General features: G+C 59.9%; 20 protein-coding genes and 1 pseudogene. 11 read left to right on the forward strand and 10 right to left on the reverse strand.

All coding sequences use genetic code 11. The features are described 5' to 3' along the window. Positions 1-255 (forward strand): glutaredoxin 3, encoded by a 255-nt coding sequence (gene grxC, locus PSH69_RS01575; protein ID WP_018929204.1) that lies wholly within the window; start codon positions 1-3, stop codon positions 253-255. Positions 256-311: 56 nt separating this feature from the next. Further along, entirely contained in the window at positions 312-797 is a 486-nt protein-coding gene (gene secB / locus PSH69_RS01580; protein WP_305410835.1) for a protein-export chaperone SecB, read from the forward strand. A gap of 137 nt (positions 798-934) precedes the next feature. Here the strand turns inward: secB and trmL are convergent, their stop codons facing one another. Beyond that, positions 935-1,390: a tRNA (uridine(34)/cytosine(34)/5-carboxymethylaminomethyluridine(34)-2'-O)-methyltransferase TrmL gene (gene trmL, locus PSH69_RS01585; protein ID WP_007939438.1), complete on the reverse strand. Its 456-nt coding sequence runs from the start codon at positions 1,388-1,390 to the stop codon at positions 935-937. On the opposite strand from trmL, the gene PSH69_RS01590 reads away from it, so the two are divergent. Then, a complete protein-coding gene (locus PSH69_RS01590) occupies positions 1,389-1,829 on the forward strand; it encodes a hypothetical protein (RefSeq protein WP_018929203.1) in 441 nt (146 codons plus the stop codon). The genes trmL and PSH69_RS01590 overlap by 2 nt on opposite strands. A gap of 602 nt (positions 1,830-2,431) precedes the next feature. Here PSH69_RS01590 and ntrC read toward each other — a convergent pair. From ntrC to glnA, 6 genes are all read right to left on the reverse strand, one after another. Next, a complete protein-coding gene (gene ntrC, locus PSH69_RS01595; protein WP_018929202.1) occupies positions 2,432-3,868 on the reverse strand; it encodes a nitrogen regulation protein NR(I) in 1,437 nt (478 codons plus the stop codon). Then, complete coding sequence (gene glnL, locus PSH69_RS01600) at positions 3,865-4,950, reverse strand: nitrogen regulation protein NR(II) (RefSeq protein WP_018929201.1); 1,086 nt, start codon at positions 4,948-4,950, stop codon at positions 3,865-3,867. Before glnL ends, ntrC begins: the two co-directional genes overlap by 4 nt. A gap of 230 nt (positions 4,951-5,180) precedes the next feature. Beyond that, complete coding sequence (locus PSH69_RS01605; protein ID WP_305410836.1) at positions 5,181-5,801, reverse strand: DUF4124 domain-containing protein; 621 nt, start codon at positions 5,799-5,801, stop codon at positions 5,181-5,183. After that, complete coding sequence (locus PSH69_RS01610) at positions 5,798-6,313, reverse strand: DUF4124 domain-containing protein (protein ID WP_305410838.1); 516 nt, start codon at positions 6,311-6,313, stop codon at positions 5,798-5,800. The genes PSH69_RS01605 and PSH69_RS01610 overlap by 4 nt, the downstream gene beginning before the upstream one ends. A 101-nt stretch (positions 6,314-6,414) precedes the next feature. Beyond that, positions 6,415-6,963: a chorismate mutase gene (locus PSH69_RS01615; protein WP_064615886.1), complete on the reverse strand. Its 549-nt coding sequence runs from the start codon at positions 6,961-6,963 to the stop codon at positions 6,415-6,417. A gap of 134 nt (positions 6,964-7,097) precedes the next feature. Beyond that, the gene (glnA, locus tag PSH69_RS01620) at positions 7,098-8,504 is read right to left on the reverse strand and encodes a glutamate--ammonia ligase (protein WP_018929197.1); all 1,407 of its coding nucleotides are present in this window, start codon (positions 8,502-8,504) and stop codon (positions 7,098-7,100) included. A 328-nt stretch (positions 8,505-8,832) separates the two neighbouring features. On the opposite strand from glnA, the gene thiI reads away from it, so the two are divergent. Together thiI and typA are read left to right on the forward strand one after the other, a co-directional pair. Beyond that, entirely contained in the window at positions 8,833-10,287 is a 1,455-nt protein-coding gene (gene thiI / locus PSH69_RS01625; protein ID WP_305410839.1) for a tRNA uracil 4-sulfurtransferase ThiI, read from the forward strand. 139 nt (positions 10,288-10,426) lie between these two features. After that, entirely contained in the window at positions 10,427-12,247 is a 1,821-nt protein-coding gene (gene typA, locus PSH69_RS01630) for a translational GTPase TypA (RefSeq protein WP_008028025.1), read from the forward strand. 139 nt (positions 12,248-12,386) lie between these two features. Here typA and PSH69_RS01635 read toward each other — a convergent pair whose 3' ends face one another. Then, positions 12,387-12,824 carry a YkgJ family cysteine cluster protein gene (locus tag PSH69_RS01635; protein ID WP_138866653.1) on the reverse strand — a complete coding sequence of 146 codons (438 nt, stop codon included), beginning with the start codon at positions 12,822-12,824 and terminating at the stop codon, positions 12,387-12,389. 256 nt (positions 12,825-13,080) lie between these two features. On the opposite strand from PSH69_RS01635, the gene PSH69_RS01640 reads away from it, so the two are divergent. The 5 genes from PSH69_RS01640 to PSH69_RS01660 all read left to right on the forward strand — a co-directional run bounded on the left by PSH69_RS01640 (position 13,081) and on the right by PSH69_RS01660 (position 22,552). After that, on the forward strand, positions 13,081-15,531 hold the full coding sequence (locus PSH69_RS01640) for a glycogen/starch/alpha-glucan phosphorylase (protein ID WP_305410841.1): 2,451 nt from the start codon (positions 13,081-13,083) through the stop codon (positions 15,529-15,531). A gap of 193 nt (positions 15,532-15,724) precedes the next feature. Next, the gene (locus PSH69_RS01645; RefSeq protein ID WP_305410843.1) at positions 15,725-19,312 is read left to right on the forward strand and encodes a DUF2339 domain-containing protein; all 3,588 of its coding nucleotides are present in this window, start codon (positions 15,725-15,727) and stop codon (positions 19,310-19,312) included. Next, the gene (locus PSH69_RS01650; protein WP_305410844.1) at positions 19,309-20,676 is read left to right on the forward strand and encodes a DUF3999 domain-containing protein; all 1,368 of its coding nucleotides are present in this window, start codon (positions 19,309-19,311) and stop codon (positions 20,674-20,676) included. Before PSH69_RS01645 ends, PSH69_RS01650 begins: the two co-directional genes overlap by 4 nt. 244 nt (positions 20,677-20,920) lie before the next feature. Next, complete coding sequence (locus PSH69_RS01655; protein WP_305410845.1) at positions 20,921-21,931, forward strand: class 1 fructose-bisphosphatase; 1,011 nt, start codon at positions 20,921-20,923, stop codon at positions 21,929-21,931. 3 nt (positions 21,932-21,934) lie between these two features. Continuing rightward, entirely contained in the window at positions 21,935-22,552 is a 618-nt protein-coding gene (locus tag PSH69_RS01660) for a DUF924 family protein (protein WP_305410846.1), read from the forward strand. 62 nt (positions 22,553-22,614) lie between these two features. Here the strand turns inward: PSH69_RS01660 and PSH69_RS30140 are convergent, their stop codons facing one another. Both PSH69_RS30140 and PSH69_RS30145 read right to left on the reverse strand, forming a co-directional pair. After that, positions 22,615-23,379, reverse strand: a complete 765-nt coding sequence (locus PSH69_RS30140; RefSeq protein ID WP_370695245.1) for a methyl-accepting chemotaxis protein — start codon at positions 23,377-23,379, stop codon at positions 22,615-22,617. A gap of 141 nt (positions 23,380-23,520) precedes the next feature. Beyond that, positions 23,521-24,507: pseudogene (locus tag PSH69_RS30145) on the reverse strand (cache domain-containing protein); the annotation flags it as partial. Between the two features lie 284 nt (positions 24,508-24,791). Between PSH69_RS30145 and PSH69_RS01670 the strand changes: the two are divergent. Further along, positions 24,792-25,046, forward strand: a complete 255-nt coding sequence (locus PSH69_RS01670) for a hypothetical protein (RefSeq protein WP_019581819.1) — start codon at positions 24,792-24,794, stop codon at positions 25,044-25,046.

The raw sequence follows: 25,046 nt of genomic DNA on the forward strand, positions 1-25,046 counted from the left end.
ATGAACAACGTCGTCGTCTATTCCAGCGATTACTGCCCTTATTGCTCGCGAGCCAAGTACCTGCTCGAGAACAAAGGCGTGGCCTTCGAAGAGATCAAGGTCGATGGCAAGCCGCAGGTGCGTGCCGCGATGGCTCAGAAGGCCGGGCGTACGTCCGTGCCGCAGATCTGGATCGGCAACACCCACGTTGGCGGCTGTGATGATTTGTTTGCCCTGGAGCGCGCCGGCAAGCTCGACGCCATGCTCAAGGCCTGACTGCGTTACTTAGAAATAGCTAACCCTATAAGACCCGAGATCAGAAAGGATCTGAGATGACTGACCAACAGAACACTGCAGCTAGCGAAGAAGAAAACGCACCGCAATTCTCCTTGCAGCGCATCTACGTACGTGACTTGTCCTTCGAAGCCCCGAAAAGCCCGGCAATCTTCCGCCAGCAGTGGGAACCGAGCGTCGGTCTGGATCTGAACACCCGTCAGAAGGCGCTGGAAGGCGACTTCCACGAAGTCGTGCTGACCCTGTCGGTCACCGTGAAAAACGGTGAAGAAGTGGCGTTCATTGCTGAAGTACAACAGGCCGGGATCTTCCTGATCAAGAACCTGGACGACGCTTCGATGAGCCACACCCTGGGCGCGTTCTGCCCGAACATCCTGTTCCCGTACGCCCGCGAAACCCTGGACAGCCTGGTGACCCGCGGTTCGTTCCCGGCCCTGATGCTGGCCCCGGTGAACTTCGACGCGCTGTACGCACAAGAGCTGCAGCGCATGCAGGCGGCTGGCGAGACTCCGACCGTTCAATAAGCGTTCGATGCCGTAACGAAAAAAGCGCCGTAACGGGCGCTTTTTTCATGGGGCAAACGAACTCGCAGGGGGCCATGATCGTTCCCACGCTCTGCGTGGGAATGCCGCCCGTGACGCTCCGCGTCACACCGGTGGTCCTACTTGAACCCGAGCTGGCGCCAGGCCTCGTACACCGCAATGGCCACGGTGTTGGACAGGTTCAGGCTGCGACAGCCTTCGCGCATGGGCAGGCGCAGGCGTTGTTCGCCGGGCAGGGCGTCGAGCACTTCGGCTGGCAAGCCACGGCTTTCCGGGCCAAACAGGAAGGCATCGCCCTCGGCGAAGCTGGCATCATGGAACGGTCGCGAACCCTTGGTGGTAAAGGCGAACAGCCGAGGGTGGCCGAGGCTTTCCAGACAACTGGCGAGGTCTGCGTGGCGTTGCAGGGTGGCATACTCATGGTAATCGAGGCCCGCCCGGCGCAGGCGCTTGTCGTCCATCTCGAAGCCCAGCGGTTCGATCAAATGCAGGTGGCAGCCACTGTTGGCGCACAGCCTGATAACGTTGCCGGTATTCGGCGGAATTTCTGGTTGGAAAAGGATGACGTGAAACATGCACGGCTCCGAAGGTAAAGATGAGCAGCATTCTACGCCGCAAGCCGATCCCCGTTCGAAACTATTCCTGCGGGTGATGGGTTCACTGGCGATTGTCGGGGTGATGGTGGGCCTGATGATCGGTCGTCTGACTGCGCCCGACCCCAGCGTTTTGCAGCAGGTCGAGGTGACCAATGATGGACTGGTGGTGTGGTTCAACAACGAACCCAAAACCCACGGCGAGTTGGTCGACGGCAGTGTCGCGCTGTTGTTCGAGGCTGAAGGCCGTGCACAGAAAGGTCAGCTCAAGCTCAACGGCAAGGACGTGAACTGGCGAACGCGATTGAGTGATGGGGGATTGTTGCTGACGGTGGTGGCGGCCCGGCCCCTGCAGGGCGACTGGGCCGGTAGCAAGGTCGATGACCGCTGGCGGCTGGAGATCCATCTCCGAGAGCAATAAAAGAGGGAATCCCCGGCCTGCCTGTACCAAGGTTCCCAAAACGGGAGGGCTCGCGCATGCGTCGTGAGCCCGGTGTAAAGAGGGAATCCCCGGCCTGCCTGTACCAAGGTTCCCGAAACGGGAGGGCTCGCGCTTTGTGTCGTGAGCCCGGTGTAAAGAGGGAATCCCCGGCCTGCCTGTACCAAGGACCCCAAAACGGGTGGGCTCGTCGCTGTTGCGGTATGAGCCCGGTATAAAGAGGGGAATCCCCGGCCTGCCTGTACCAAGGTCCCCGAAACTGGGTAGTGAATCGAACCACTGATTGGACTACTGCAGGGGGCGTGCCAGTTTTTAATATGCTGGAATGAAAAATCGCTGAGTAGCGCTGAAAGCCCCGTATTCCGGGACTTTTGTGTTTTTGCGGTATGGTTTTTCCTGCAGATGAGCGCGGGATTTGGGGCGGGTTGCTGTGCGCAATTGCGGTTCACGGTGCATTGCCGCGGTGCACGGTGGCCCCAAAAGCATCGCGGGCAAGCCTCGCTCCTACAGGACGGGTGAAAATCCCGTGGGAGCGACGCATGCCCGCGAATGGATCTACAGAACGGCGATGATTAAAGGGCTACTTAACCCTCATCCCCCTCATCATCATCCCCACCGTCTACCTTCATCCCCAATTCCTTGATCTTGCGCGTCAAGGTATTACGCCCCCAGCCCAGCAGCACGGCGGCGTCGCGGCGGCGGCCGGCGGTGTGTTTGAGGGCAGTTTCGATCATGATCCGCTCGAAGGCCGGTACGGCGCTGTCGAGCAGGCTCGATTGGCCACGTGCCAAAGCCTGGTCGGCCCACTGGCGCAGGGCCTGCTCCCAATTGGTTACCGGTGCTGAATCCTGCGGCAGGCTCAGCAGCTCCGGCGGCAGGTCGCTGATGTGCACTTCGCGACCTGAAGCCATTACGGTGATCCAGCGGCAGGTGTTCTCCAGCTGACGCACGTTGCCTGGCCATGGCAGGTTTTTCAGGTATTCCTCGGTTTCGCTTTTCAGCAGTTTCGGTTCCACCGCCAGTTCTTGCGCGGCGCGGCTGAGGAAGTGCTTGGCCAGGGTCGGGATGTCTTCGCGACGGTCCGACAGCCGTGGAATGTGGATGCGGATCACGTTGAGGCGGTGGAACAAGTCCTCACGGAATTTTCCGGCATGCACCAGGGTTTCCAGATTCTGGTGCGTCGCAGCGATGATGCGTACATCGACCTTCACCGGCACATGACCGCCGACGCGGTAAAACTCGCCGTCCGCCAGTACCCGCAGCAAACGAGTCTGGGTGTCGGCCGGCATGTCGCCGATTTCATCGAGGAACAGCGTGCCGCCGTCGGCCTGTTCGAAGCGCCCGCGACGCAGGTTGGCCGCGCCGGTGAACGCGCCTTTTTCGTGGCCGAACAGTTCGGACTCCATCAGATCCTTGGGGATCGCCGCCATGTTCAGCGCAATGAATGGCGAGGCCGCCCGTGGGCTGTGACGGTGCAGGGCGTGGGCCACCAGCTCTTTACCGGTGCCGGATTCGCCATTGATCAGCACGGTGATGTTGGAGTGACTCAAGCGCCCGATGGCGCGAAACACTTCCTGCATCGCCGGCGCTTCGCCGATGATTTCCGGGGTGCGGGTCAGCGTCGGGACGACTTCCAGGCCTTGCTGTTCCTGAGCGTGTTGATTGGCGCGCTTGACCAGGGAAACGGCTTCGTCGACGTCGAACGGCTTGGGCAGGTATTCGAACGCGCCGCCCTGATAGGACGCGACAGCGCTATCCAGGTCGGAGTGGGCAGTCATGATGATGACTGGCAGCCGTGGGTGTTGTTCACGAATCCGCGCCAGAAGGTCCAGGCCGCTGGCACCCGGCATGCGAATGTCGGAGATGATCACGTCCGGCTGCTGGCGCGCCAGGCGGCTCATCACGCCATCGGCGCTGTCGAAGCTTTGCGTGGTCATGCCTTCCTGTTGCAAGGCTTTTTCCAGGACCCAACGGATAGAACGGTCGTCATCGACGATCCACACGGTTTCACTACGGCTCATGTCGATGTGGCTCCTTGTTCCAGTGGCAGAAAGATCGAGAACGTGGTGTGGCCTGGATGGCTGTCACATTCGATCAAGCCCTGGTGCTGGCTGATGATGTTCTGGGTAATGGCCAGGCCCAGCCCGGTACCGTCCGGGCGGCCGCTGACCATGGGGAAGAAGATGGTTTCCTGCAGCTCGGCGGGGATCCCCGGGCCGTTGTCGATGATTTCGATCTTGGTTACCAGGCGATGGCGCACGTGGCCGATGGTGAACTGGCGCATGGCGCGGGTACGCAAACTGATGCGGCCAAGGCGCAGCTCGTTCTGGCTGCTGATGGCCTGCATCGCGTTGCGCACGATGTTCAGCACGGCTTGAATCATCTGTTCGCGATCAATCAAGACATCCGGAATGCTTGGGTCGTAGTCGCGCACCAAAGTGATGCAGCCCTGACTTTCGGCTTCCACCAACTGACACACACGCTCCAGCACTTCGTGGACGTTGCACATGGCCAGCGACGGCAGCTTGTTAGAGCCGAGCATGCGATCCACCAGATTGCGCAGGCGATCGGCCTCTTCAATGATGACGTTGGTGTAATCGCGCAGGCTTTCTTCCGGCAACTCACGGGCGAGTAACTGAGCCGCGCCACGAATGCCGCCGAGAGGGTTCTTGATCTCGTGGGCGAGGCCACGCACCAGCATTTTGCTGGTTTCCTGCTTCGACAGTTGTGCCTCTTCCTTGGTGATCCGCAGGAGGCGGTCGCGAGGATGAACCTCCAGCAGCAGCATCGTGTCGCCATTGCTCAGGATTGGCGTCACGGCGTAGTCGACGGTCAAGGTCTGGCCGGTGAGGGCGGTGAGCATCGCTTCGCGCTTGGTGAACGGGTGCGCCTGCTCGACCGCCTGGCGCAGGGAGTTCAGCGCTTCGGTGGATTCGGTGAACAGCTCACTGATGAACTGCCCATGGCTACGCTGACCGCTGATGGCCAGGAGCATTTCCGCCGCCGGGTTCATGTACTCAAGGCGCAGTTCGGCGTCGAGCAGGATGGTGGCGGTGGTCAGGTTGTCGAGTAGCAAGCGGTGCAGTGCGTCGCTAATGGTCATCAGGACCTCTTTTGGAGCAGGGCATGCGCATGAATAACGCGCCGGTATGAGGAAAATGCAAAAACCAAACCAAGGCTCCGAAAAGAAGCGTTTAGAGCCTGAAACGGGCGTTTTACGCTCGTTTGCATGGCGTTCTGCCAGTTTTTTCGGGTACTTTCGAACCAAAATGGGCTGAGATGTGGGTATGGTGCAGATGTTTGCACCAATATAGTGCGCAAACCTGAACGAGGTTAGAAGAAGGGCCAGAAGGCGCTTTTTTCTTCTTCAGGCTTGTCTTTAAGGGGGCATTCCGGCCGTTGGCCGTAGTCGGTGAGGGTGCAGGGTTTGACCTGGCGTTTCTGTGCCAGGGAAATGCGCAGCATATGGAACGGTTGATTGGCCGTGCGTTCGACGGTGCGGCCCTGTTCGTCGAGGATTTCCACCGACAGGTTGTGACTGCCGCGGTCGATATTGCTCAGGGCGAACACCGGGCTGGGGCCGGGCTCGGCGGTGGGCTGGCCGTCCAGCAGCAAACGGTAACGATGACCCTGTTGCAGGCCGGGTTCGCTAGTAACGCTGACGATCAATTCACCGGCACTGCTACGGATCGTGGCATCCGGTTCCGGCACCAGCACCCGAAGCATGTCGTAATGAAACAGTGGTTTGGCCGGGTTTGTTTTCGCTGCGGTCATGGGCGCTGCGCCACTCGGGTTGGCTGACATTCGATTGCTTGTCGCCAACGGCACACGTTTGGCGTTGCGAGTGCCCGGCTGATCGGTGAAGACCCGATTACCCTGAGCGTCGATATATGTGAAGACCTCGGCCATCGCCGGCAGGCTGACCAGGCACGCGATCAACAGCCAGGCCCTCAAGGTTTATGCACCCGTTGCACGGTGAGCGTCACGGTGGGGCTCTGTTGCACGACGTTTTGCCCGTCGATCACCTGAACCGCAAGGTTATGTTCGCCACGGTCGATGTTCACCAGTTGCAGGGTTGGCACGTTGCTCGGCTGGCCGTAGGGTTGACCGTCCAGTAACAGCCTCAATCGATGAGTGCCTTGCAGGCGTGGATTGATCAATACGCTGACGGTGAACGTGCCGTTGTTGGCGCGCAAGGCTTCTTCGGTGGGCAGGCCGCTCAGCTCCAGCACCTGATAGGCGCTGTGCGGTTGGTCACGGCTACTGGCTTGCGCAGGTGCTACGGGTTCGCTGGGCGACTGACGCTCGACGCTGTTGAGCGGTGGCAATTCGACCGACCGGGCTTTGACGCCGTCGGGCGGCTGATTGCTGTAGGCGGTGTTGCCATTGGCGTCGGTGTACTTATAGATCTGCGCGGCGGCGGGCAGGGCGATCAGTACGAGCAGGCATAACAACAATGAGCGCATTGCAGGCTTCCATTGGCCGTTGGGCAAGTGTCCGGCCCTGTTCCGTTCGTGGCGACTAAGCGCTGAGCATAGAGCACATCAGCGCATGTCGGCAGGCCGGCTCAGCGGCTGGCGCTGCACAACTCAGCGCTGGCGCGTACCTTGGCGAGCTCGCGCAGAGATACTTGGGTGCCGGTTTTGTTGGCCTTGGCCAGCCAGGACGGGCACTGCGGGTCGTTGCGATAAGGGCTGAAATCGGCCAGTTGTTGCAGCAGGCGTTTTTGTAACTGATCAAGTTGCGGGCGGATCTGCCCGACGAGGTCGGGGCGAGGATCGTCGGGTGCCTTGCCTTGCGCATGCCAGTCAGACAAATGCGCGTATTGCACCAGTTTGTTGGCCTCGATCTGCGCCGAGAAGAACTGTTCGACGGCTTCGTTGCTCAATTTATAAGCAGGTGCCAGGGCAACGGCGCCGGCAATCACCTCACGCTCGCGCTGACGGTCCTCGACGGGTTTACCGCTGTCCCATTTGCTCAACGCGACTTGATCGGCAATCGCCAGGCGCTCCTCGATGGTGCCAAGCAGTGGGGCGAGGGCGGCAGGTGCCGGGCTGGCGAAAGCGCTGTTGGCCAGCAGGGCAGTGAGCAAGGCAAGGGATGAGCGTAGGCGCATGGAGGATCTCGACTTTATCGGGTGAAGGCCATGATGCACGCAACCGGGCATTCGATGACAGACGTTCGCCCACAAAAAAGGCCTCCCGAAGGAGGCCTCTCTTTTGTCACGCTGCGTAGTGCAGCGCTACCGGATCAGCAGCTGTAGTACAGCTCATATTCCAGTGGGTGTACGAAGGTACGAACCTTGATTTCTTCTTCGCTTTTCAGAGCGATGTAAGCGTCGATGAAGTCGTCGCTGAAAACGCCGCCTTTGGTCAGGAACGCACGACCTTTGTCCAGCTCTTCCAGGGCTTCTTTCAGGCTGCCGCAAACTTGTGGGATCTCTTTCGCCTCTTCAGGCGGCAGGTCGTACAGGTTTTTGTCAGCTGCATCGCCAGGGTGGATCTTGTTCTGGATGCCGTCCAGGCCAGCCATCAACAGTGCAGCGAAGCCCAGGTATGGGTTGGCTGCTGGATCCGGGAAGCGGGCTTCGATACGGCGAGCGCGAGGGCTGGACACGTAAGGAATGCGGATCGACGCGGAACGGTTGCGAGCCGAGTAGGCCAGCATCACTGGAGCTTCGAAACCTGGGACCAGACGCTTGTAGGAGTTGGTCGACGGGTTGGTGAAGCCGTTCAGAGCCTTACCGTGCTTGATGATGCCGCCGATGAAGTACAGGGCGGTATCGGACAGGCCGGCATAGCCTTCGCCAGCGAAGGTGTTCTTGCCATCTTTGGCGATGGACAGGTGAACGTGCATACCCGAACCGTTGTCGCCGTACAGCGGCTTAGGCATGAAGGTCGCGGTGCGGCCGTATGCGTCAGCTACGTTGTGTACGCAGTATTTCAGGGTCTGAACTTCGTCAGCCTTGGCCACCAGGGTGTTGAACTTCACACCGATTTCGTTCTGACCGGCAGTCGCCACTTCGTGGTGGTGAACTTCGATGGTCAGGCCCATTTCTTCCATGGCGTTGCACATGGAGGTACGGATTTCGTGGTCGTGGTCGAACGGCGGAACCGGGAAGTAGCCGCCTTTGACGCCTGGACGGTGGCCTTTGTTGCCGCCTTCCACGTCCTGGTCGGACATCCACGAACCTTGTTCGGAGTAGATTTTGAACATCGAGCCGGAGATGTCGGACTTGAACTTCACTTCGTCGAAGATGAAGAACTCAGGCTCTGGACCCACAAATACGGTGTCGCCGATACCGGTCGACTTCAGGTATTCCTCGGCACGCTTGGCGATCGCCCGTGGGTCACGGTCGTAGCCTTGCATGGTCGAAGGCTCGATCACGTCGCAGACCAGGATCAGGGTCGGCTCTTCGGTGAACGGGTCGAGAACGGCAGTGGTGTCGTCCGGCATCAGGATCATGTCGGAAGCTTCGATGCCTTTCCAGCCAGCGATGGAGGAACCGTCGAACATTTTGCCTTCTTCGAAGAAAGCTTCATCCAGCGCATCGCGAGCCGGCATGGTCACGTGGTGCTGAGTGCCTTTGGTGTCCGTGAAGCGCAGATCAATCCACTTGACGTCATGATCTTTGATGAGTTGAACCGACTTCGACATAGTGTCCTCCGGGTGGCTTAGGGCTAGTAATGGATGCCCTTAAATGTGGGTGATGCCGGCGCGAATACTCTGCCATGGCAACCTGCCTCACAAGGGAGCAAATTGCATGCCAGTGCCTCATCATGGGTTTTTTGCCCCAATATCACGCTTCCAAGGGGGCGGCGCACCATAAAGCGCAAAATATCGCCCTGTAATGTAGCGTCGATTTCCATAAATGACCCGTTTTGGTGCATGCAAAACCTTCTGCACATTAACTGGTTAAACCTTGAGCAATTTCCGCTATAATCCGCGCCCCCCTTTTTCGGCTGGCCCTGCGCGCGCTGTTTTCATGAAACTAATCGTAAAAGTCTTCCCCGAGATCACCATCAAGAGCCGCCCGGTACGGATGCGTTTCATCCGCCAGTTGGCCAAAAACATCCGTACCGTGCTCCGCGATCTGGACCCGGCCGTGGTGGTGAACGGTGTGTGGGACAATCTCGAGCTGGAAACCCGCGTCAGCGACCCCAAGGTCCTGAAAGAGATGGGCGAGCGCCTGACTTGCACGCCGGGCATCGCGCACTTTTTGCAGATCGACGAGTACCCGCTGGGCGACTTCGACGATATCGTCGAGAAGTGCAAGCAGCACTACGGCGATGCGCTGGCCGGAAAGATTTTCTCGGTGCGCTGCAAGCGTGCGGGCAAGCACCCATTCAGTTCGATAGACATCGAGAAATATGTCGGCAGCCAGTTGCGCCGTCAGTGTGGTGCCGCCGGGATCGACCTGAAAAAGCCCGAAATCGAAGTCCGTATCGAAGTTCGCGACCAACGGTTGTTCGTGATCCACAGCCAGCACAACGGCATCGGCGGTTATCCGCTCGGGGCCCTGGAACAGACGCTTGTACTGATGTCCGGCGGCTTCGATTCCACCGTTGCGGCCTACCAGATCATGCGCCGCGGGCTGATGAGCCACTTCTGCTTCTTCAATCTGGGCGGACGTGCCCACGAATTGGGCGTCATGGAAGTCGCGCACTTCATCTGGAAGAAGTACGGCAGCTCCCAACGCGTGTTATTTGTCAGTGTGCCGTTCGAGGAAGTTCTGGGAGAAATTCTCGGGAAAGTCGATAACAGTCATATGGGTGTAGTTTTGAAGCGTATGATGTTGCGCGCTGCTTCCCGAATTGCTGATCGACTGCACATCGAAGCGCTGGTCACGGGTGAGGCGATCTCCCAGGTGTCGAGCCAGACGTTGCCGAACCTGTCCGTGATCGACTGCGTGACCGACAAGCTGGTCTTGCGTCCACTGATCGCCAGTCACAAGCAGGACATCATCGACACGGCCAACGAGATCGGCACCGCCGATTTCGCCCGGCACATGCCGGAGTACTGCGGGGTCATCTCGGTCAATCCGAAGACGGCGGCCAAGCGCTACCGCGTGGAGCACGAAGAGAAAGAATTCGACATGGCAGTCCTTGAGCGCGCGCTCGAGAACGCCAAACTGGTGCCGATCGATCGCGTGATCGACGAATTGGGCCAGGATTTGCAGATTGAAGAAGTCAGCGAAGCGCTGGCGGGCCAGATCATCATCGACATCCGTCACCCGGATGCCGCCGAAGACGACCCGCTGGAGCTTTCTGGTATCGAGGTACAGACGATGCCGTTTTATGCACTGAACGCTCGTTTCAAGGAACTGGACCCTACTCGCCAGTACCTGCTGTATTGCGACAAAGGCGTGATGAGTCGCCTGCATGCCCACCATTTGCTCAGTGAGGGGCATGCCAATGTGCGCGTTTATCGACCGAGCTAAGTGCCCGGGGCTGTTTGCCTGTGGCCTGCGTCACCGGCCCCCCGATGCCACCGTCAAGCTGTAACGGCTTGTACGGACGCTACTGTTAATCGCTGCCAAGACTTGTCAGCACACCGAATCCTCTGATCGAGATACACAAGTGATCGAAAATCTACGCAACATCGCCATCATTGCCCACGTTGACCATGGTAAAACCACCCTGGTAGACAAACTCCTGCGTCAATCCGGCACCCTGGAACGCAACGAGCTCAACGACGAACGCGTGATGGACTCCAACGACCAGGAGAAAGAGCGCGGTATTACCATTCTGGCGAAAAACACCGCCATCAACTGGAACGGCTACCACATCAACATCGTGGACACCCCGGGCCACGCCGACTTCGGCGGTGAAGTTGAACGCGTAATGTCGATGGTCGACTCCGTTCTGCTGCTGGTTGACGCTCAAGACGGCCCTATGCCGCAAACCCGTTTCGTGACCAAGAAGGCGTTCGAAGCCGGCCTGCGTCCAATCGTGTGCATCAACAAGGTTGACCGTCCAGGCGCGCGTCCGGACTGGGTTCTGGACCAGATCTTCGACCTGTTCGACAACCTGGGTGCTACCGAAGAACAGCTGGACTTCAAAGTCGTCTACGCCTCGGCCCTGAACGGCATCGCCGGTCTGGACCACACCGACATGGCTGAAGACATGACCCCGTTGTACCAGTCGATCGTCGACAACGTACCGGCTCCTAAAGTTGACCGTGAAGGCCCGTTCCAGATGCAAATCTCGGCACTGGACTACAACAGCTTCCTGGGTGTTATCGGTGTTGGCCGTATCGCTCGTGGTAGCGTCAAGCCGAACACTCCAGTCGTGGCCATTGGCGCCGACGGCAAGAAGCGTAACGGTCGTATCCTGAAGCTGATGGGTCACCACGGCCTGCACCGTATCGACGTTGAAGAAGCGTTTGCCGGTGACATCGTGTGCGTGAGCGGTATGGACTCGCTGTTCATCTCCGACACCCTGTGCCAGCCGGACAACGTCGAGGCGATGAAGCCTCTGACCGTTGACGAGCCAACCGTTTCCATGACCTTCCAGGTAAACGACTCGCCTTTCTGCGGTAAAGAAGGCAAGTTCGTGACTTCCCGTAACATCAAGGAACGTCTGGACAAAGAGCTGCTGTACAACGTTGCACTGCGCGTTGAAGAAGGCGACTCGGCTGACAAGTTCAAGGTTTCCGGCCGTGGTGAGCTGCACCTCTCGGTACTGATCGAAACCATGCGTCGCGAAGGCTTCGAAATGGGCGTTGGTCGTCCGGAAGTGATCATCCGTCAAGTTGACGGCGTGAAGCAGGAACCGTTCGAAAACGTAACCATCGACACCCCTGAAGAATCCCAGGGCAAGGTCATGGAAGAGATGGGCCTGCGTAAAGGCGACCTGACCAACATGGTGCCGGATGGCAAAGGCCGTGTTCGTCTGGAGTACAACATCCCTGCTCGCGGTCTGATCGGTTTCCGTAACCAGTTCCTGACCCTGACCAACGGTGCTGGCATCCTGACCTCGATCTTCGATCGCTACGACACCATGAAGTCCGGCGACATGTCCGGTCGTCAGAACGGTGTTCTGGTATCGGTAGAAACCGGCAAGGCGCTGACCTACTCCCTGGAAACCCTGCAGGCGCGTGGCAAGCTGTTCGTTGAACACGGTCAAGAGATCTACAACGGTCAGATCGTTGGTCTGAACAGCCGTGACAACGACATGGGCGTCAACCCAACCAAAGGCAAGAAGCTCGACAACATGCGTGCTTCGGGTAAAGACGAAACCATCGCTCTGGTTCCACCTGTTCGCTTCACTCTGGAACAGGCCCTGGAATTCATCCAGGATGACGAGCTGTGCGAAGTGACACCTAAGTCGATCCGCCTGCGTAAGAAGATCCTGGACGAAGGCGAGCGTACCCGCGCTGCCAAGAAAGCCAAGAACTGAGTTAACTCAGGCTGAATGAAAACGCCCCCGGTCGAAAGGCCGGGGGCGTTTTTGTTTGTCTGGGTTTTGTGCGGTGTTTGTGCCGCCCCTCTCGCAGGCATGCCCGCGATGACGCCCTTTCAGGCAGCGAGATCGCGAATCAGAACTTGTCCAGCGTCCGCGGATTGTTCTCGCGCACCACTTCTTTAGGCTTGTACGCGCAATACCCTGGCCGCGGTCCGATCTTCGGGTGGTTGCGGCAGGTGTCCGGGCGCTTATCATAAATAGTGCACAAACGGCTTTTACGATCCAGGTACAGGCAATCGTTGTTGCTCATGCGCTGGAGGGTGAAGATCTCGGACTTCTGGTTGTAGCGCTCGACAATCCCTTCCTTCTGCAAGCGCTTGGCGATGTTCTTGGGTGGGTCGCCCAGTTCGAATTCGTCGACGATGCCGATACGGATCAGATCCTTGATCTTGACCTCGACCGGCAGCGTGCAGCAGCTGGACATGCACGAGCCGCACATTGGGGCAGAGTACTTGGCCCAGGTATCGAGGCGATCGATTTCCGCGGCGGCGATCAGGTTGGGCTTCATCATCGGTTGTTACCAGCGTGTGCATCAGGGCGCGCGATCATACCGGGACTGGTGGATTTTTGAACAACCTTTCGCCAGATTTTTTTTGCTTGTCGCAAAATAGTCCTGTGTCCGGCACGGCCCCTGCATTGTTTCTGGCACACGACAACGTAATCTCGATCTATCTCGTACTAACAGGAAAAACTGCCGAACCAGAGTCTCTACGGTCTGTCAGACCGACTAGGCTCAGACAACTTCACGCTCGCTCGAGGTCTTATCGATGACTCAAGAACCACTTGTTCGCGAAGCAGAGGTGGCCGCATTCCGCGACGCCGTCTTGACCAAGCTCACTTACGCGGTGGGCAAAGACCCGGATCACGCCTTCGACCACGACTGGTTCGAAGCCATTGCCCTGGCGGCGCGTGATCACATGGTCGAGCACTGGATGGACCACACCCGGCAGATCTACCGCAAAGGCCAGAAACGCGTTTATTACCTTTCCCTTGAATTTCTTATCGGTCGCTTGCTCTACGACAGCCTGAGCAACCTCGGCTTGCTCGATGTGGCCCGCGAGGCCATGACCGAACTGGGCGTCGACATCGAACGCATCCGTCTGCTGGAGCCCGATGCGGCACTGGGCAACGGTGGCCTCGGGCGTCTGGCGGCATGCTTCATGGAAAGCATGTCGACCCTCGGCATCGCCGGCCATGGTTATGGCATTCGTTACGAACACGGTTTGTTCCGCCAGGCCATCGTCGACGGCTGGCAGCAGGAGCAGACCGAACACTGGCTGGACTTCGGCAACCCGTGGGAGTTCGAACGACCAGAGGTGGCCTACCCGATCGGTTTCGGCGGCAGTGTCGAAACCGTGACCGATGAAGCCGGCAAGTCCAGGCAAGTCTGGTCCCCGTCGGAAACCGTGCGGGCCATCGCCTACGACACCCCGGTGGTCGGTTGGCGTGGTGCAAGCGTCAACACCCTGCGGCTGTGGCGCGCCCGGGCCATGGAAGAATTGCATCTGGAGCGCTTCAACGCGGGCGACCACTTGGGCGCGGTCGCGGAAGTGGCCTGGGCAGAAAGTATCTCTCGCGTGCTTTACCCGGCGGACAGCAACGAGGCCGGCCAGGAGTTGCGCCTGCGCCAGGAATATTTCTTTGTCTCCGCGTCCTTGCAGGACTTGTTGCGTCGCCATCGCAACATGCACACCTCGGTGCTGACCCTGGGCGATCACGCGGCCATTCAACTCAACGACACTCACCCCTCGATCGCCGTGGCCGAACTGATGCGTCAGTTGGTCGACGTCTATGACGTGGCGTGGGATGCGGCCTGGCAGATCACGGTCGACACGCTGTCGTACACCAACCACACGCTGTTGCCGGAAGCGCTGGAAACCTGGCCGGTCGGATTGATGGAGCGGATGCTGCCCCGGCACATGCAGATCATTTACTTGATCAACGCCCAGCACATCGACTCGTTGCGAGCCAAGGGCGTTCACGATTTCGACGTGCTGCGTGCGATTTCGCTGATCGAGGAAGACAACGGTCGCCGCGTGCGCATGGGTAACCTGGCATTCCTGGGTTCCCACAGCGTCAATGGCGTGTCCGGCCTGCACACGCAGCTGATGCGCAGCACGGTGTTCTCCGAGCTGCACAAGCTTTACCCGGACCGGATCAACAACAAGACCAATGGCATTACCTTCCGCCGCTGGCTCTATCAGGCCAACCCCGAACTCACCTCCATGCTGGTCGACGCCCTCGGCCCGAGCCTGCTGGACAACCCCGAGGAGCACTTGCTCGCGCTGGAGCCGTTTGCCGAGAAGACTGCATTTCGCAAGCAGTTCGCCGAACAGCGGCTGCACAGCAAGAAAGCCCTGGCGTATCTGATTCATGAGCGGCTGGGGATCGCGGTCAATCCGGCGGCAATGTTCGATGTGCAGGTCAAGCGGATCCACGAATACAAGCGTCAGCTGCTTAACCTGATGCATACCGTTGCGCTGTATCAGGCGATTCGTGCCGAGCCGGAAACCGACTGGGTACCGCGAGTAAAAATCTTCGCCGGCAAGGCGGCGGCCAGTTATCACCAGGCCAAGCTGATCATCAAGCTGACCAACGACATCGCGCGGGTGGTCAACAACGACCCGACGGTGCGCGGCTTGCTCAAAGTGGTGTTCCTGCCCAACTACAACGTCAGCCTGGCCGAAAGCATCATTCCGGCGGCGGACTTGTCGGAGCAGATTTCCACCGCCGGCTTCGAAGCCTCGGGCACCAGCAACATGAAGTTCGGCCTCAACGGCGCGCTGACCATCGGCACCCTGGACGGGGCCAACGTGGAAATGTGCGAGCGCATCGGTGCCGAGCATATGTTCATCTTCGGCCTCAGCGCCCAGCAAGTGGAGGCGCGCAAGCGCAACCATGAATTCAACGCAGAGCCGGATATTGCCGCCTCCCATCGACTCAGTGACGTGCTGCAGGCGATTCGCAGCGGGGTGTTTTCGCCAGACGATCCGTCCCGTTACACCGCGCTGATCGATTCACTGGTGGGCTACGACCGCTTCCTGGTCTGCGCCGATTTCGACTCTTACTGGAATGCGCAAATGCGCGTTGAAGAACACTGGCACGACTCGAAAGAGTGGTGGCGTTCGGCGGTATTGAGCACTGCGCGGATGGGCTGGTTCTCATCCGACCGGACCATTCGCGAGTACGCAACGGATATCTGGAAGGCTTTGGAGTAATTTTTAGCAACAAATGTGCGCAAGGCCCAACGTCCGTTGGGCCTGATCGATATACTAAGCACCCACTTGACCCAGTGAGGGAGCGGCGCACTGCCGCTCCCACACTGGATTCCGGGTGTCTGCTCACTAGACTGAGCCAGAGGCTGTATCGCACGGATCAGCCCCGCCACGGGGCCGCTTAGGGATATCGACCATGCAATGGATGTTCATGCTGATTGGGCTTATGTTGGGCTGGATACTTGACGAGTCGTTCAGCGAGGCGCTGTTGGGCGCTTTGCTCGGGCTGGGTCTCGGCCAGGCCATGCGTATCGGCCGCTTGAGCACTCAAACGGCCGAGCAGCGACGCTTGCTTGATCAGGCTCAGGTTGCGCTGCATGCAGTCGAGCAGCGACTGGCATTGCTGGAGGTGTCGGGTGCCGAGGCACCTGAACCAGGCGAACCGGTTGTCAGCGAACCTGCTGAGTCGCCTGAAATCATTCTTGAGCAAGCCCCTGTCGCACCTCCGGAGCTGGTCTGGGAGCTACCCCCCGAATTCGAACCCATCACCGTGGCCGCTGCCGAAACCAGTCGTCCGTTGCCCGCCGATGTCTGGCAACCCGAGCCGGTCGCCCGCGAACCACAGCAACCGGCCGAGCCGCGCGGCCCGAACTTCATCGAGCGCGCCATCAGCGGCGCACGCAACTGGCTGTTTGGCGGCAATACTGTGTTGCGGGTCGGTGTGGTGCTGTTGTTCCTCGGCCTGGCCTTCCTGTTGCGCTATGCAACCGAAGGCATGGTGGTGCCGATCGAGTTGCGTTACGCCGGTGTCGCGGCGGCGGCCTTGGGCCTGCTCGCGCTGGGCTGGTGGCTGCGACTGCGCAACAGCAACTACGCGCTGATGCTGCAAGGCACCGGGATCGCGGTGTTGTACCTGACGGTATTTGCCGCGATGCGTCTGCATCCGTTGCTTGATCCCAAGGCAGCATTGGGCCTGTTGGTGGTGGTGACGGTGTTCTCGGCGATTCTCGCCATTACCCAAAATGCTTTGGGCCTGGCCGCCGCTGCCGCGTTGGGCGGTTTCGCCGCGCCGATCCTGACCTCCACCGGCGCCGGCAATCACGTCGCGTTGTTCAGCTATTTCGCCCTGCTCAACGCCGGCATCCTCGCCATCGCGTGGTTCAAGGCCTGGCGGCTGCTCAACCTGATCGGGTTTGTCGGCACCTTCGGCATCGGCTTTGCCTGGGGCCTGCGCTCCTATAGACCGGAGCTGCTGTGGAGTACCGAGCCGTTCCTGATCCTGTTCTTCCTGATGTACCTGGCCATCGGTTTGTTGTTTACCCGGCGCAAGTTGCTGGAAATGAGCGACGCGCCCGAGGACGACAGCCGTGAAGCACTGCTGCGCTGGTCGGCGCACAAGGGCGATTACGTCGACGGCATGATGCTGTTCGCGCCACCGTTGGTGGGCTTCGGTCTGCAGTTCGCACTGGTGGAGCACTTTGAATTTGCCGCAGCCTTCAGCGCCTTGGCCCTGGGCATGATTTACATGGGGCTGGCCCGGTTGCTGATGGGGGGCCGAGCACTGTTGCTGGCCGAAACCTGTCTGGCGCTGGGGGTGATCTTCGCCAGTCTGGCGATTCCTCTGGGGCTTGATGCGCGTTGGACTGCCGCAGCCTGGGCGGTGGAAGGCGCGGGGATTTTCTGGCTCGGCCTGCGTCAACGACGGCCGCTGGCGCGGGCCTTTGCCTTGCTGCTGCAATTGGGCTCGGCGTTGGCCTTTATCAGCGAATTGCGCAGCGGCGAGAGCAGCCTGCTCGATGGTGCGCCGCTGGGGGTGTTGATGCTCGGCGTGGCGCTGCTGTTCAGCTTCTACCAATTACGCAAAGCGTTGCCTGAACAGGCGTTGCCATGGGAACGCCAAGGGTTGCCGGTGCTGGCCTGCCTGGGCCTGACGTTCCTTTATCTGCTGGCGCCGCTGTTTTTCTTCACTCACGGCACGGCGATCAGTTGGGCGCTGGCCGGGTTGGCGACGCTGTTCGTCGGCCTGCGCCTGCAATCGCGGGCGTTCCTGTTCAGCGCATTCGCTGTGCAACTGCTTGGCGGTGTGTTGTTCCTGGTGCGGCTGCGAGGGGCGAGCGGAGACTCGGCTGCGGTCTTCAGCGCCGGCTGGAGCGGATTGCTCAGCGCATCCTTGATCGGGCTGGCACTGATCGCCGGCATGTTGTTGGCGGCCCGGGACGAAATGGTGCGCAGTGACGTGCGTTTGCTGCGCGGCTTGTCGGTGGTGTTATTGGCCGGTCTGGTGCTGATCAACCTGGCGGTGCTGTTCGTGTTGCCGTGGCAAACCGCGAGCGCGGTGTGGGCGGCCAGTGGTTTGTTCATCATCTGGCTGAGTCTGTACCTGAAGCAGCGTGTGAGTTTTGTCTTTGGTCTGCTGTTGCAGGTGATCGGCGGCGTAGCGTTCCTGTTCGCCGGGCCAGACCTGCTCGGGCCGCTGCTCAGCGAAGGGTTGCGACCGTTGGCGCATAGCGGGTTCTGGACACCGCTGGTGCTGGGGCTGGCGGCATTTGTCGGGGCCTGGCGTTTGCAGCTAGGCAACCATGCTTCGGCTTTCGATGTGTTGAGCCTGCAGCGCTTGTCCGAAGTGTTGCTGGTGTGGGGCACCGGTTGGTGGGCACTGGCGTGGATCAGCGAAGTGCTGCGCTTTGCGCCTGTGAACCTGCAAGCGACGTTGTTGCTGGCGGTCGCGGCGGTGAGTGCGGCGCTGTGGGCGGTGCTGGCGCTGCGCCTGAAATGGTCGTCGCTGGGCTTGCTCTGCACCTTGCTGATTCCCGCCGCCGGTCTGGTATTACTCGCGGCCTGGTATTCGCGTTATCACCCGGCAGCCCATTTCGGTTGGCTGGTTTGGGCTGCGGTGTTCGTCGTGCATTTCTCCTCGCTGCGGCGGCTGGCGCCAATGCTGCCCGAAAAAGCCCTGAGCACCGCCCATGTGCTCGGCTGCTGGCTGTTGATCGGCGTGCTGGCCCTGGAGCTGCGTTATGGCTTGCTACTGTTGTCGGAGCAGTACAACGCCTGGCGCTGGTTGGGCTGGGCGATTCTGCCGAGCCTGTATCTGGTGCTGATGGCCGCACCGCGCGCGTGGCCATGGCCAGTGTCGGCTTACCCCCGCGAGTATCGGATCTATGCCGCCGCGCCGCTGGCGGTGTTGATGCTCGGCTGGTTCTGGCTGGCGAACATTGCCAGCGACGGCACCGCCGAGCCGTTGCCGTATGTGCCACTGATCAACCCGCTGGAGCTGGGCCTGTTGTTCGCCCTGTTCGGCGTCTATGTCTGGTCCCGCAACGCAGTCACGCAACTGGCGATTCGAGAGGATTACGCCGATAACGCCACGCAGGTGATTGCCGGTGTTTCACTGTTTGCCTTCTTCACCTCGCTGGTGATGCGCGCGGCCCACCACTGGGGTGGCGTGCCGTTCGCGCTGGATTTGCTACTTGAATCGATGCTGGTGCAGGCCGGGCTGTCCATTGTTTGGACCCTGATGGCCCTGAGTCTGATGATCGGTGGGCATCTGCGTCACCGCCGTGAAGTCTGGCTGATCGGCGCAGGGCTGATCGCGCTGGTGGTTGCCAAGCTGTTCTTTGTTGAATTGAGTAACCGCGGCGGGCTGGCGCGGATCGTGTCGTTTATCGGCGTTGGCGTGTTGCTGTTGGTGGTGGGCTATTTCGCCCCGTTGCCACCCAAGCGTGCCGAAGCCGTGCCGGATGCTGAAAAACCGGCCCCTGAAACCGAAGGAGTGTCATCTTGAGTCAGAAGCTGAACCTGGGCTGGTGGGCTGCTGTTGTGCTGGGGGTGACACTGTCGGCTGGCGCGCAGGAAAAACCTGCGGATTTCGCCACGCAGGTGCCATTGTCTGTGAGCGGCGAGGGCCCGTGGTATCGCCTGGAATTGCCCTTGGGCGTGCAACTGAACGCGCGGCAAACCGATCTCAGCGATGTGCGTGTGTTCAACGCCGCCGGTGAGCCTCAGGCGTACGCTCTGGCCCGAGAGCCTGCGCAGACCCACGAAAACCGCACGCTGACCGACGTAAAGTGGTTCCCGTTGTACAACTCGGCGGATGCCAGCGAACGCACACCAAGCGTACGGGTGCAATCGAACACCAACGGCACGTTGATCGAAGTGCAGCCGTCCAGCCAGTTGGAGGCGGGCGAAGAAGAACTGCGCGGCTGGTTACTCGATGCCAGCGGCATCAAGGCCCCGTTGCAGCAATTGATCCTCGACTGGACCAGTGAACGCGACGGCTTTCAGCGTTTCAGCATCGAGGCCAGCAATGATTTGCAGCATTGGCAGTCATGGGGTGAAGGGCAGGTGGCGCGTCTGACGTTTGCCGACGAACGGGTCGAGCAACATGAAGTCGGCCTGCCGGGGCAATCGGCGCGCTATCTACGTTTGCTTTGGAATTCGCCTCAGTCGGCGCCAGTGCTGACTTCGGCGCAGCTGGAAAGCACCAACCCTCGCACCTTGCCGCTGCCGTTGGTCTGGTCGCAACCCTTGGCCGGCAGCAGAGTGAAGGCCGGTGAGTACATCTGGCAATTGCCGATGGGGTTGAACGTCCAGCGTTTGCAGGTCGAGCTGAATCAGCCCAACAGCCTGGCACCGGTAACGTTGTCGGGGCGCCGGGAGACCAGCCTGCCGTGGCAACCGCTGACCAACGGTTTGCTCTATCGCCTGACCCAGAATGGCCAGGATGTGGTGCAGAACGAATTGCAGTTGTCGGGCCAGACCGTGCAGCAATTGAAACTGACGGTGGATGAACGCGGCGGTGGCCTGGGCGCCGAAGCACCCACCGTGCGGTATGCCGTGCGCTCCACGCAATTGGTGTTCCTGGCGCGCGGTGCCGGGCCTTATACGCTGGCGCTGGGAAGTGCGACGGTGAAGGCTGCAAGCTTGCCATTGTCGACGCTGATTCCCGATTACAGCGCGGCGAAGCTGGCGACGCTGGGCAAGGCGACGGTGGACGGCGGGGCCGTGGTGACCCCGGTGGCGACAGCGCCAACGGTGCTGGGCACGAACTGGAAAAAGATCGGACTGTGGGCGGTGTTGCTGCTCAGTGTGCTGTTTCTGGGAGGGATGGCGTTCAGTTTGCTGCGCAAGCCTGCTGCTAAATCCTGAGGATGGCTGGCGCTGCGCGCCAGATCGCGGGCAAGCCGCTCCTGCAGGGGCGAGGCTTGCCCGCGAAGACGTCCTTCCTGCCACCAAAAATATCGAAACAGCCGCCCAATCGCGGCCCATTTCGAACTACGCTCAACCCCGCGCATGAACTCTATTGGGTGTATCACGTCTGATAGGAGGAAATGCGCCCCGACTCGCGTTAAACTGCGCGGGTTTTTAGCCCCCCATTCCTCCGGAGCCGTCCATGTCCCGCGTTACCCTGAGTCGCTATTTGATTGAGCAGACCCGCAGCAACAACACTCCTGCCGATCTGCGTTTCCTGATCGAAGTGGTGGCGCGTGCCTGTAAGGAAATCAGCCACGCCGTCTCCAAAGGCGCCCTGGGTGGTGTCCTGGGCAGCATGGGCACCGAAAACGTCCAAGGCGAAGTGCAGAAGAAACTCGACGTGCTGTCCAACGAGATCCTGCTTGAAGCCAACGAGTGGGGCGGTCACCTGGCCGGCATGGCGTCCGAAGAAATGGACAATGCCTACCAGATTCCGGGCAAATACCCGAAAGGCGCCTACCTGCTGGTATTCGACCCACTGGACGGTTCGTCGAACATCGACGTCAACGTATCGGTCGGCACTATCTTCTCGGTACTGCGTTGCCCGAACGAGCACCTGAGCCAGAACGAAACCCTGAGCGAAAAAGCCTTCCTGCAGCCAGGCACCAAGCAAGTTGCCGCCGGTTACGCGATCTACGGTCCACAGACCATGCTGATCCTGACCCTGGGCGACGGTGTGAAAGGTTTCACCCTGGACCGCGAAATGGGCAGCTTCGTCCTGACCCACGAAAACATCACCATCCCTGAAACCACTCAGGAATTCGCCATCAACATGTCCAACCAGCGTCACTGGGAAGCCCCGGTACAGCGCTACGTTGGCGAGCTGCTGGCTGGCGAAACCGGCCCGCTGAAAAAGAACTACAACATGCGCTGGATTGCCTCGATGGTAGCGGACGTGCACCGCATCCTGACCCGTGGCGGCCTGTTCATGTACCCACGCGACAGCCGCGAGCCGTCCAAGCCGGGCAAACTGCGTCTGATGTACGAAGCCAACCCGATGTCGTTCCTGGTCGAACAGGCCGGCGGCGCGTCCACCGACGGTCGTCAACGTATCCTCGACATCCAGCCAGAAGGCCTGCACCAGCGCGTAGCGGTGTTCCTCGGCTCGAAAGAGGAAGTCGAACGCGCCACGGCATACCACAAGGAGTAACCCATGGCCGCGCCCTGGCAGCCGTTGCTTGAGTGGTGGTTCGGTTCAGCATGCTCTTTGAACCAAAAGCCGCCGAATCAAGTGTCGGCCGAGAAGGGCAAGTTATGGTTCGGCAAGCGTGACAGTCAGGACCTCGAGGCGCGGATGCGTTTCGGGGACCTGGTCGAGCAGGCACTGGCCGGCGGATTGACCGAATGGGCGCAACGCCCCGAAGGTTGGCTGGCCCTGGTGCTGTTGCTCGATCAACTGCCGAGAATGATCTTTCGCGACACCCCCAAATCCTTTTCCGGCGACGTCAGGGCCCAGGCACTGGTGGCGCAAGGCATTGCCGCGGATTTCGATCGGCAACTGCGACCGATCCAGCGGGTTTTTATCTATCTGGTGTTCGAACACTGCGAAAACCTGGCGGTGCAGAACGAAGCGGTTTCGCGGTTTCTCGATCTGGTTGAACAGCAACCCGAGGCGGATCGGGCGGTGTTTGCCAGCAACCTTGATTACGCCGAACGGCATCAGAAGATCATTGCGCGATTTGGGCGGTTTCCCCATCGCAATGCAGTGTTGGGGCGTGAATCTACGGCTGAGGAGCTGGAGTTTCTTTCGGGGCCAGGATCGCGCTTCTAGCTTTTCGTTGTTGCTGATGCCGCCATCGCGGGCAAGCCCGCGATGAGGCCAGTGAGAGCGCCTTAGATCCGGAAACTACCCACCAACTGCTTCAACCGCGCCGCTTGCTGCTCAAGATCAGCACAGGCACGCAAAGTCGACTGCAAGTTCTCCACACCTTCCTGGTTCAGCGTGTTGATCTCGGTGATGTCGACGTTGATCGATTCCACCACGGCGGTCTGTTCTTCAGTCGCGGTAGCTACCGACTGGTTCATCCCGTCGATTTCACCGATGCGCTGCGTCACGCTGCCCAGGCGTTCGCCAGCCTGGTTGGCGATGCCGACGCTGCTTTCGCTCTGGCGCTGGCTGTCGGTCATGGTGCTGACCGCTTCCCGGGCCCCGACTTGCAGCTCCTCGATCATCTTCTGCACTTGCTGCGCCGAATCCTGAGTGCGGTGGGCGAGGTTGCGTACTTCGTCGGCCACCACGGCAAAACCACGGCCGGCTTCACCGGCACGGGCAGCTTCGATGGCCGCGTTGAGGGCCAGCAGGTTGGTCTGTTGCGAGATGCTGGTGATCACTTCCAGAATCTGTCCGATGTTCACCGTGTTGCTGTTCAGGGTTTCGATGTTGCCGCACGAATCGCTGATTTTTGCCGAAAGCTGGTGCATCGCGGCGATGGTTTTATCCACTACCTGCTGACCCTCTTCGGCCAGGCTGCGCGCGTCGCTCGAATGTTGCGAGGCGAGGGCGGCATTCTGGGCGATTTCCTGGGCGGCGGCACCGAGCTGGTTGATCGCTGCCGCGACGCTGCTGGTGCGCGAGGCCTGTTGATCGGAGTTGAACATCGACGAGTTCGAGGCCGCCACTACGCGCAGGGCAACTTCGTTGACCTGGCCGGTGGCCGAAGATACTTCGCGGATCGAGGTATGGATACGCTCGACGAAACGGTTGAACGAGGTGCCCAGAGCACCGAATTCGTCCTGGCCATGAATGGTCAGGCGTTTGGTCAGGTCGCCTTCGCCCTCGGCGATGTCATGCATGGCACGGCCCATGATCAGCAGAGGCTGCATCAGAACGCGGATCAACATACTCAGCAGCGCGATGATGATCACCACGGCGATGACCATGGCGATGATCGCCGAGGTGCGGAACTCGCTGAGCATCGAGAACGCGGTTTCCTGATCCAGCACCAGCGCCACGTACCAGTCCGCCGACGGCACACCGTTAACGTGGGTGAAGGAGATGAACTGGGTTTTGCCATCCAGTTCGACTTCCTTCAAGCCCGGGCTGACGTTAGGCGCGCCGTTGGGGTAGGCGTCGGCCAGGTTCTTGAGCACCAGTTTGCTGTCCGGGTGGATCAGGATCTTGCCATCGGCACTGACAATGAACGCATGGCCATGACCGCCGAAGTTCAGCGAGTTGATGATCGCGCTGACGCTGGACAAGTCGATATCCGCGCCAGCGACGCCAATCATCTGGCTCTGGTACTTCACCGGCGTGGCCACGGTGATCACCAGTTTGCCCGACGACGCCGCGATGTAGGGTTCGGTGACGATGGTCTGTTGCGCGTTGTTGGCTGCCTTGTACCAGCCACGGGCGCGAGGGTCGTAGTCCGCGGCGCGGTTGCCGGCCGGGATCGAGAACATCACGCCATCGGTGCCGCCGAAGTAGCTCAGCTGGAAGTTGCCGGTATAGGCCGGCAGGTCGATGGCGCGTTTGAGATTGGCCGGGGCGCTGCCATCCACGGCGATCTGCTGGGACAGCGATTGCAGCAATTGGATGCGGCTTTCCAGCCAGGTCTGGATGTTGCTGGTGGTCAGGCTGCCGAGTTCATGCATCGAGGACTCGGTACTGCTGCGCAGGGTTTGACGCTGGCGGTAATCGTTGAACAGGATGAAACAGGCGAATGCAACGGCCACCACGAGAGCGGCTGCCAACAAGATCTTGTGGCTGAATTTCATGTTTCTGGTCATTAAATGATCTACCGCGCAGTGGCTGGTCAGCAAAGGGGCGTCAATTTGCCACAGTCGAGGGCTTGGCGCTGCTTTTATGTCGACTGGCCAGCGCCAAAGATTAGGCGGGTATTGACGAAAACCGACGAAATACCGAATGACCTGAGAAAGGGGCTGATTTATCGGTAAAAGGCTGACGAGTGGCCTAATAAATAGGCGGACGGTCGGGGAACCAGATTAGGGTTTTCTCTTCTAAGCTTCTGGTTGGCAACATGCCACCTCTCTTCCGCTCCAGGAGTTACACCATGTCGCTGCGTTCTATCGCCTTGCTCTCGTTCTGCGTGCTGTTGGCCGCGTGCAGCAAGATCAATCAGGAAAATTATTCGAAGCTGTCGACCGGCATGCCCAAGGCCGAGGTTGAAACCTTGCTGGGCAAACCCACCGATTGCTCGGGCGCACTCGGCATGTCCAGCTGCACCTGGGGCGACAAAAACAGCTTTATCAGCGTGCAGTATGCCGGTGACAAAGTGCTGATGTTTTCGGGCCAAGGCCTGAAGTAA

Origin of the sequence: Pseudomonas sp. FP1740, from assembly GCF_030687165.1 — a bacterium.
Taxonomy (GTDB): domain Bacteria; phylum Pseudomonadota; class Gammaproteobacteria; order Pseudomonadales; family Pseudomonadaceae; genus Aquipseudomonas.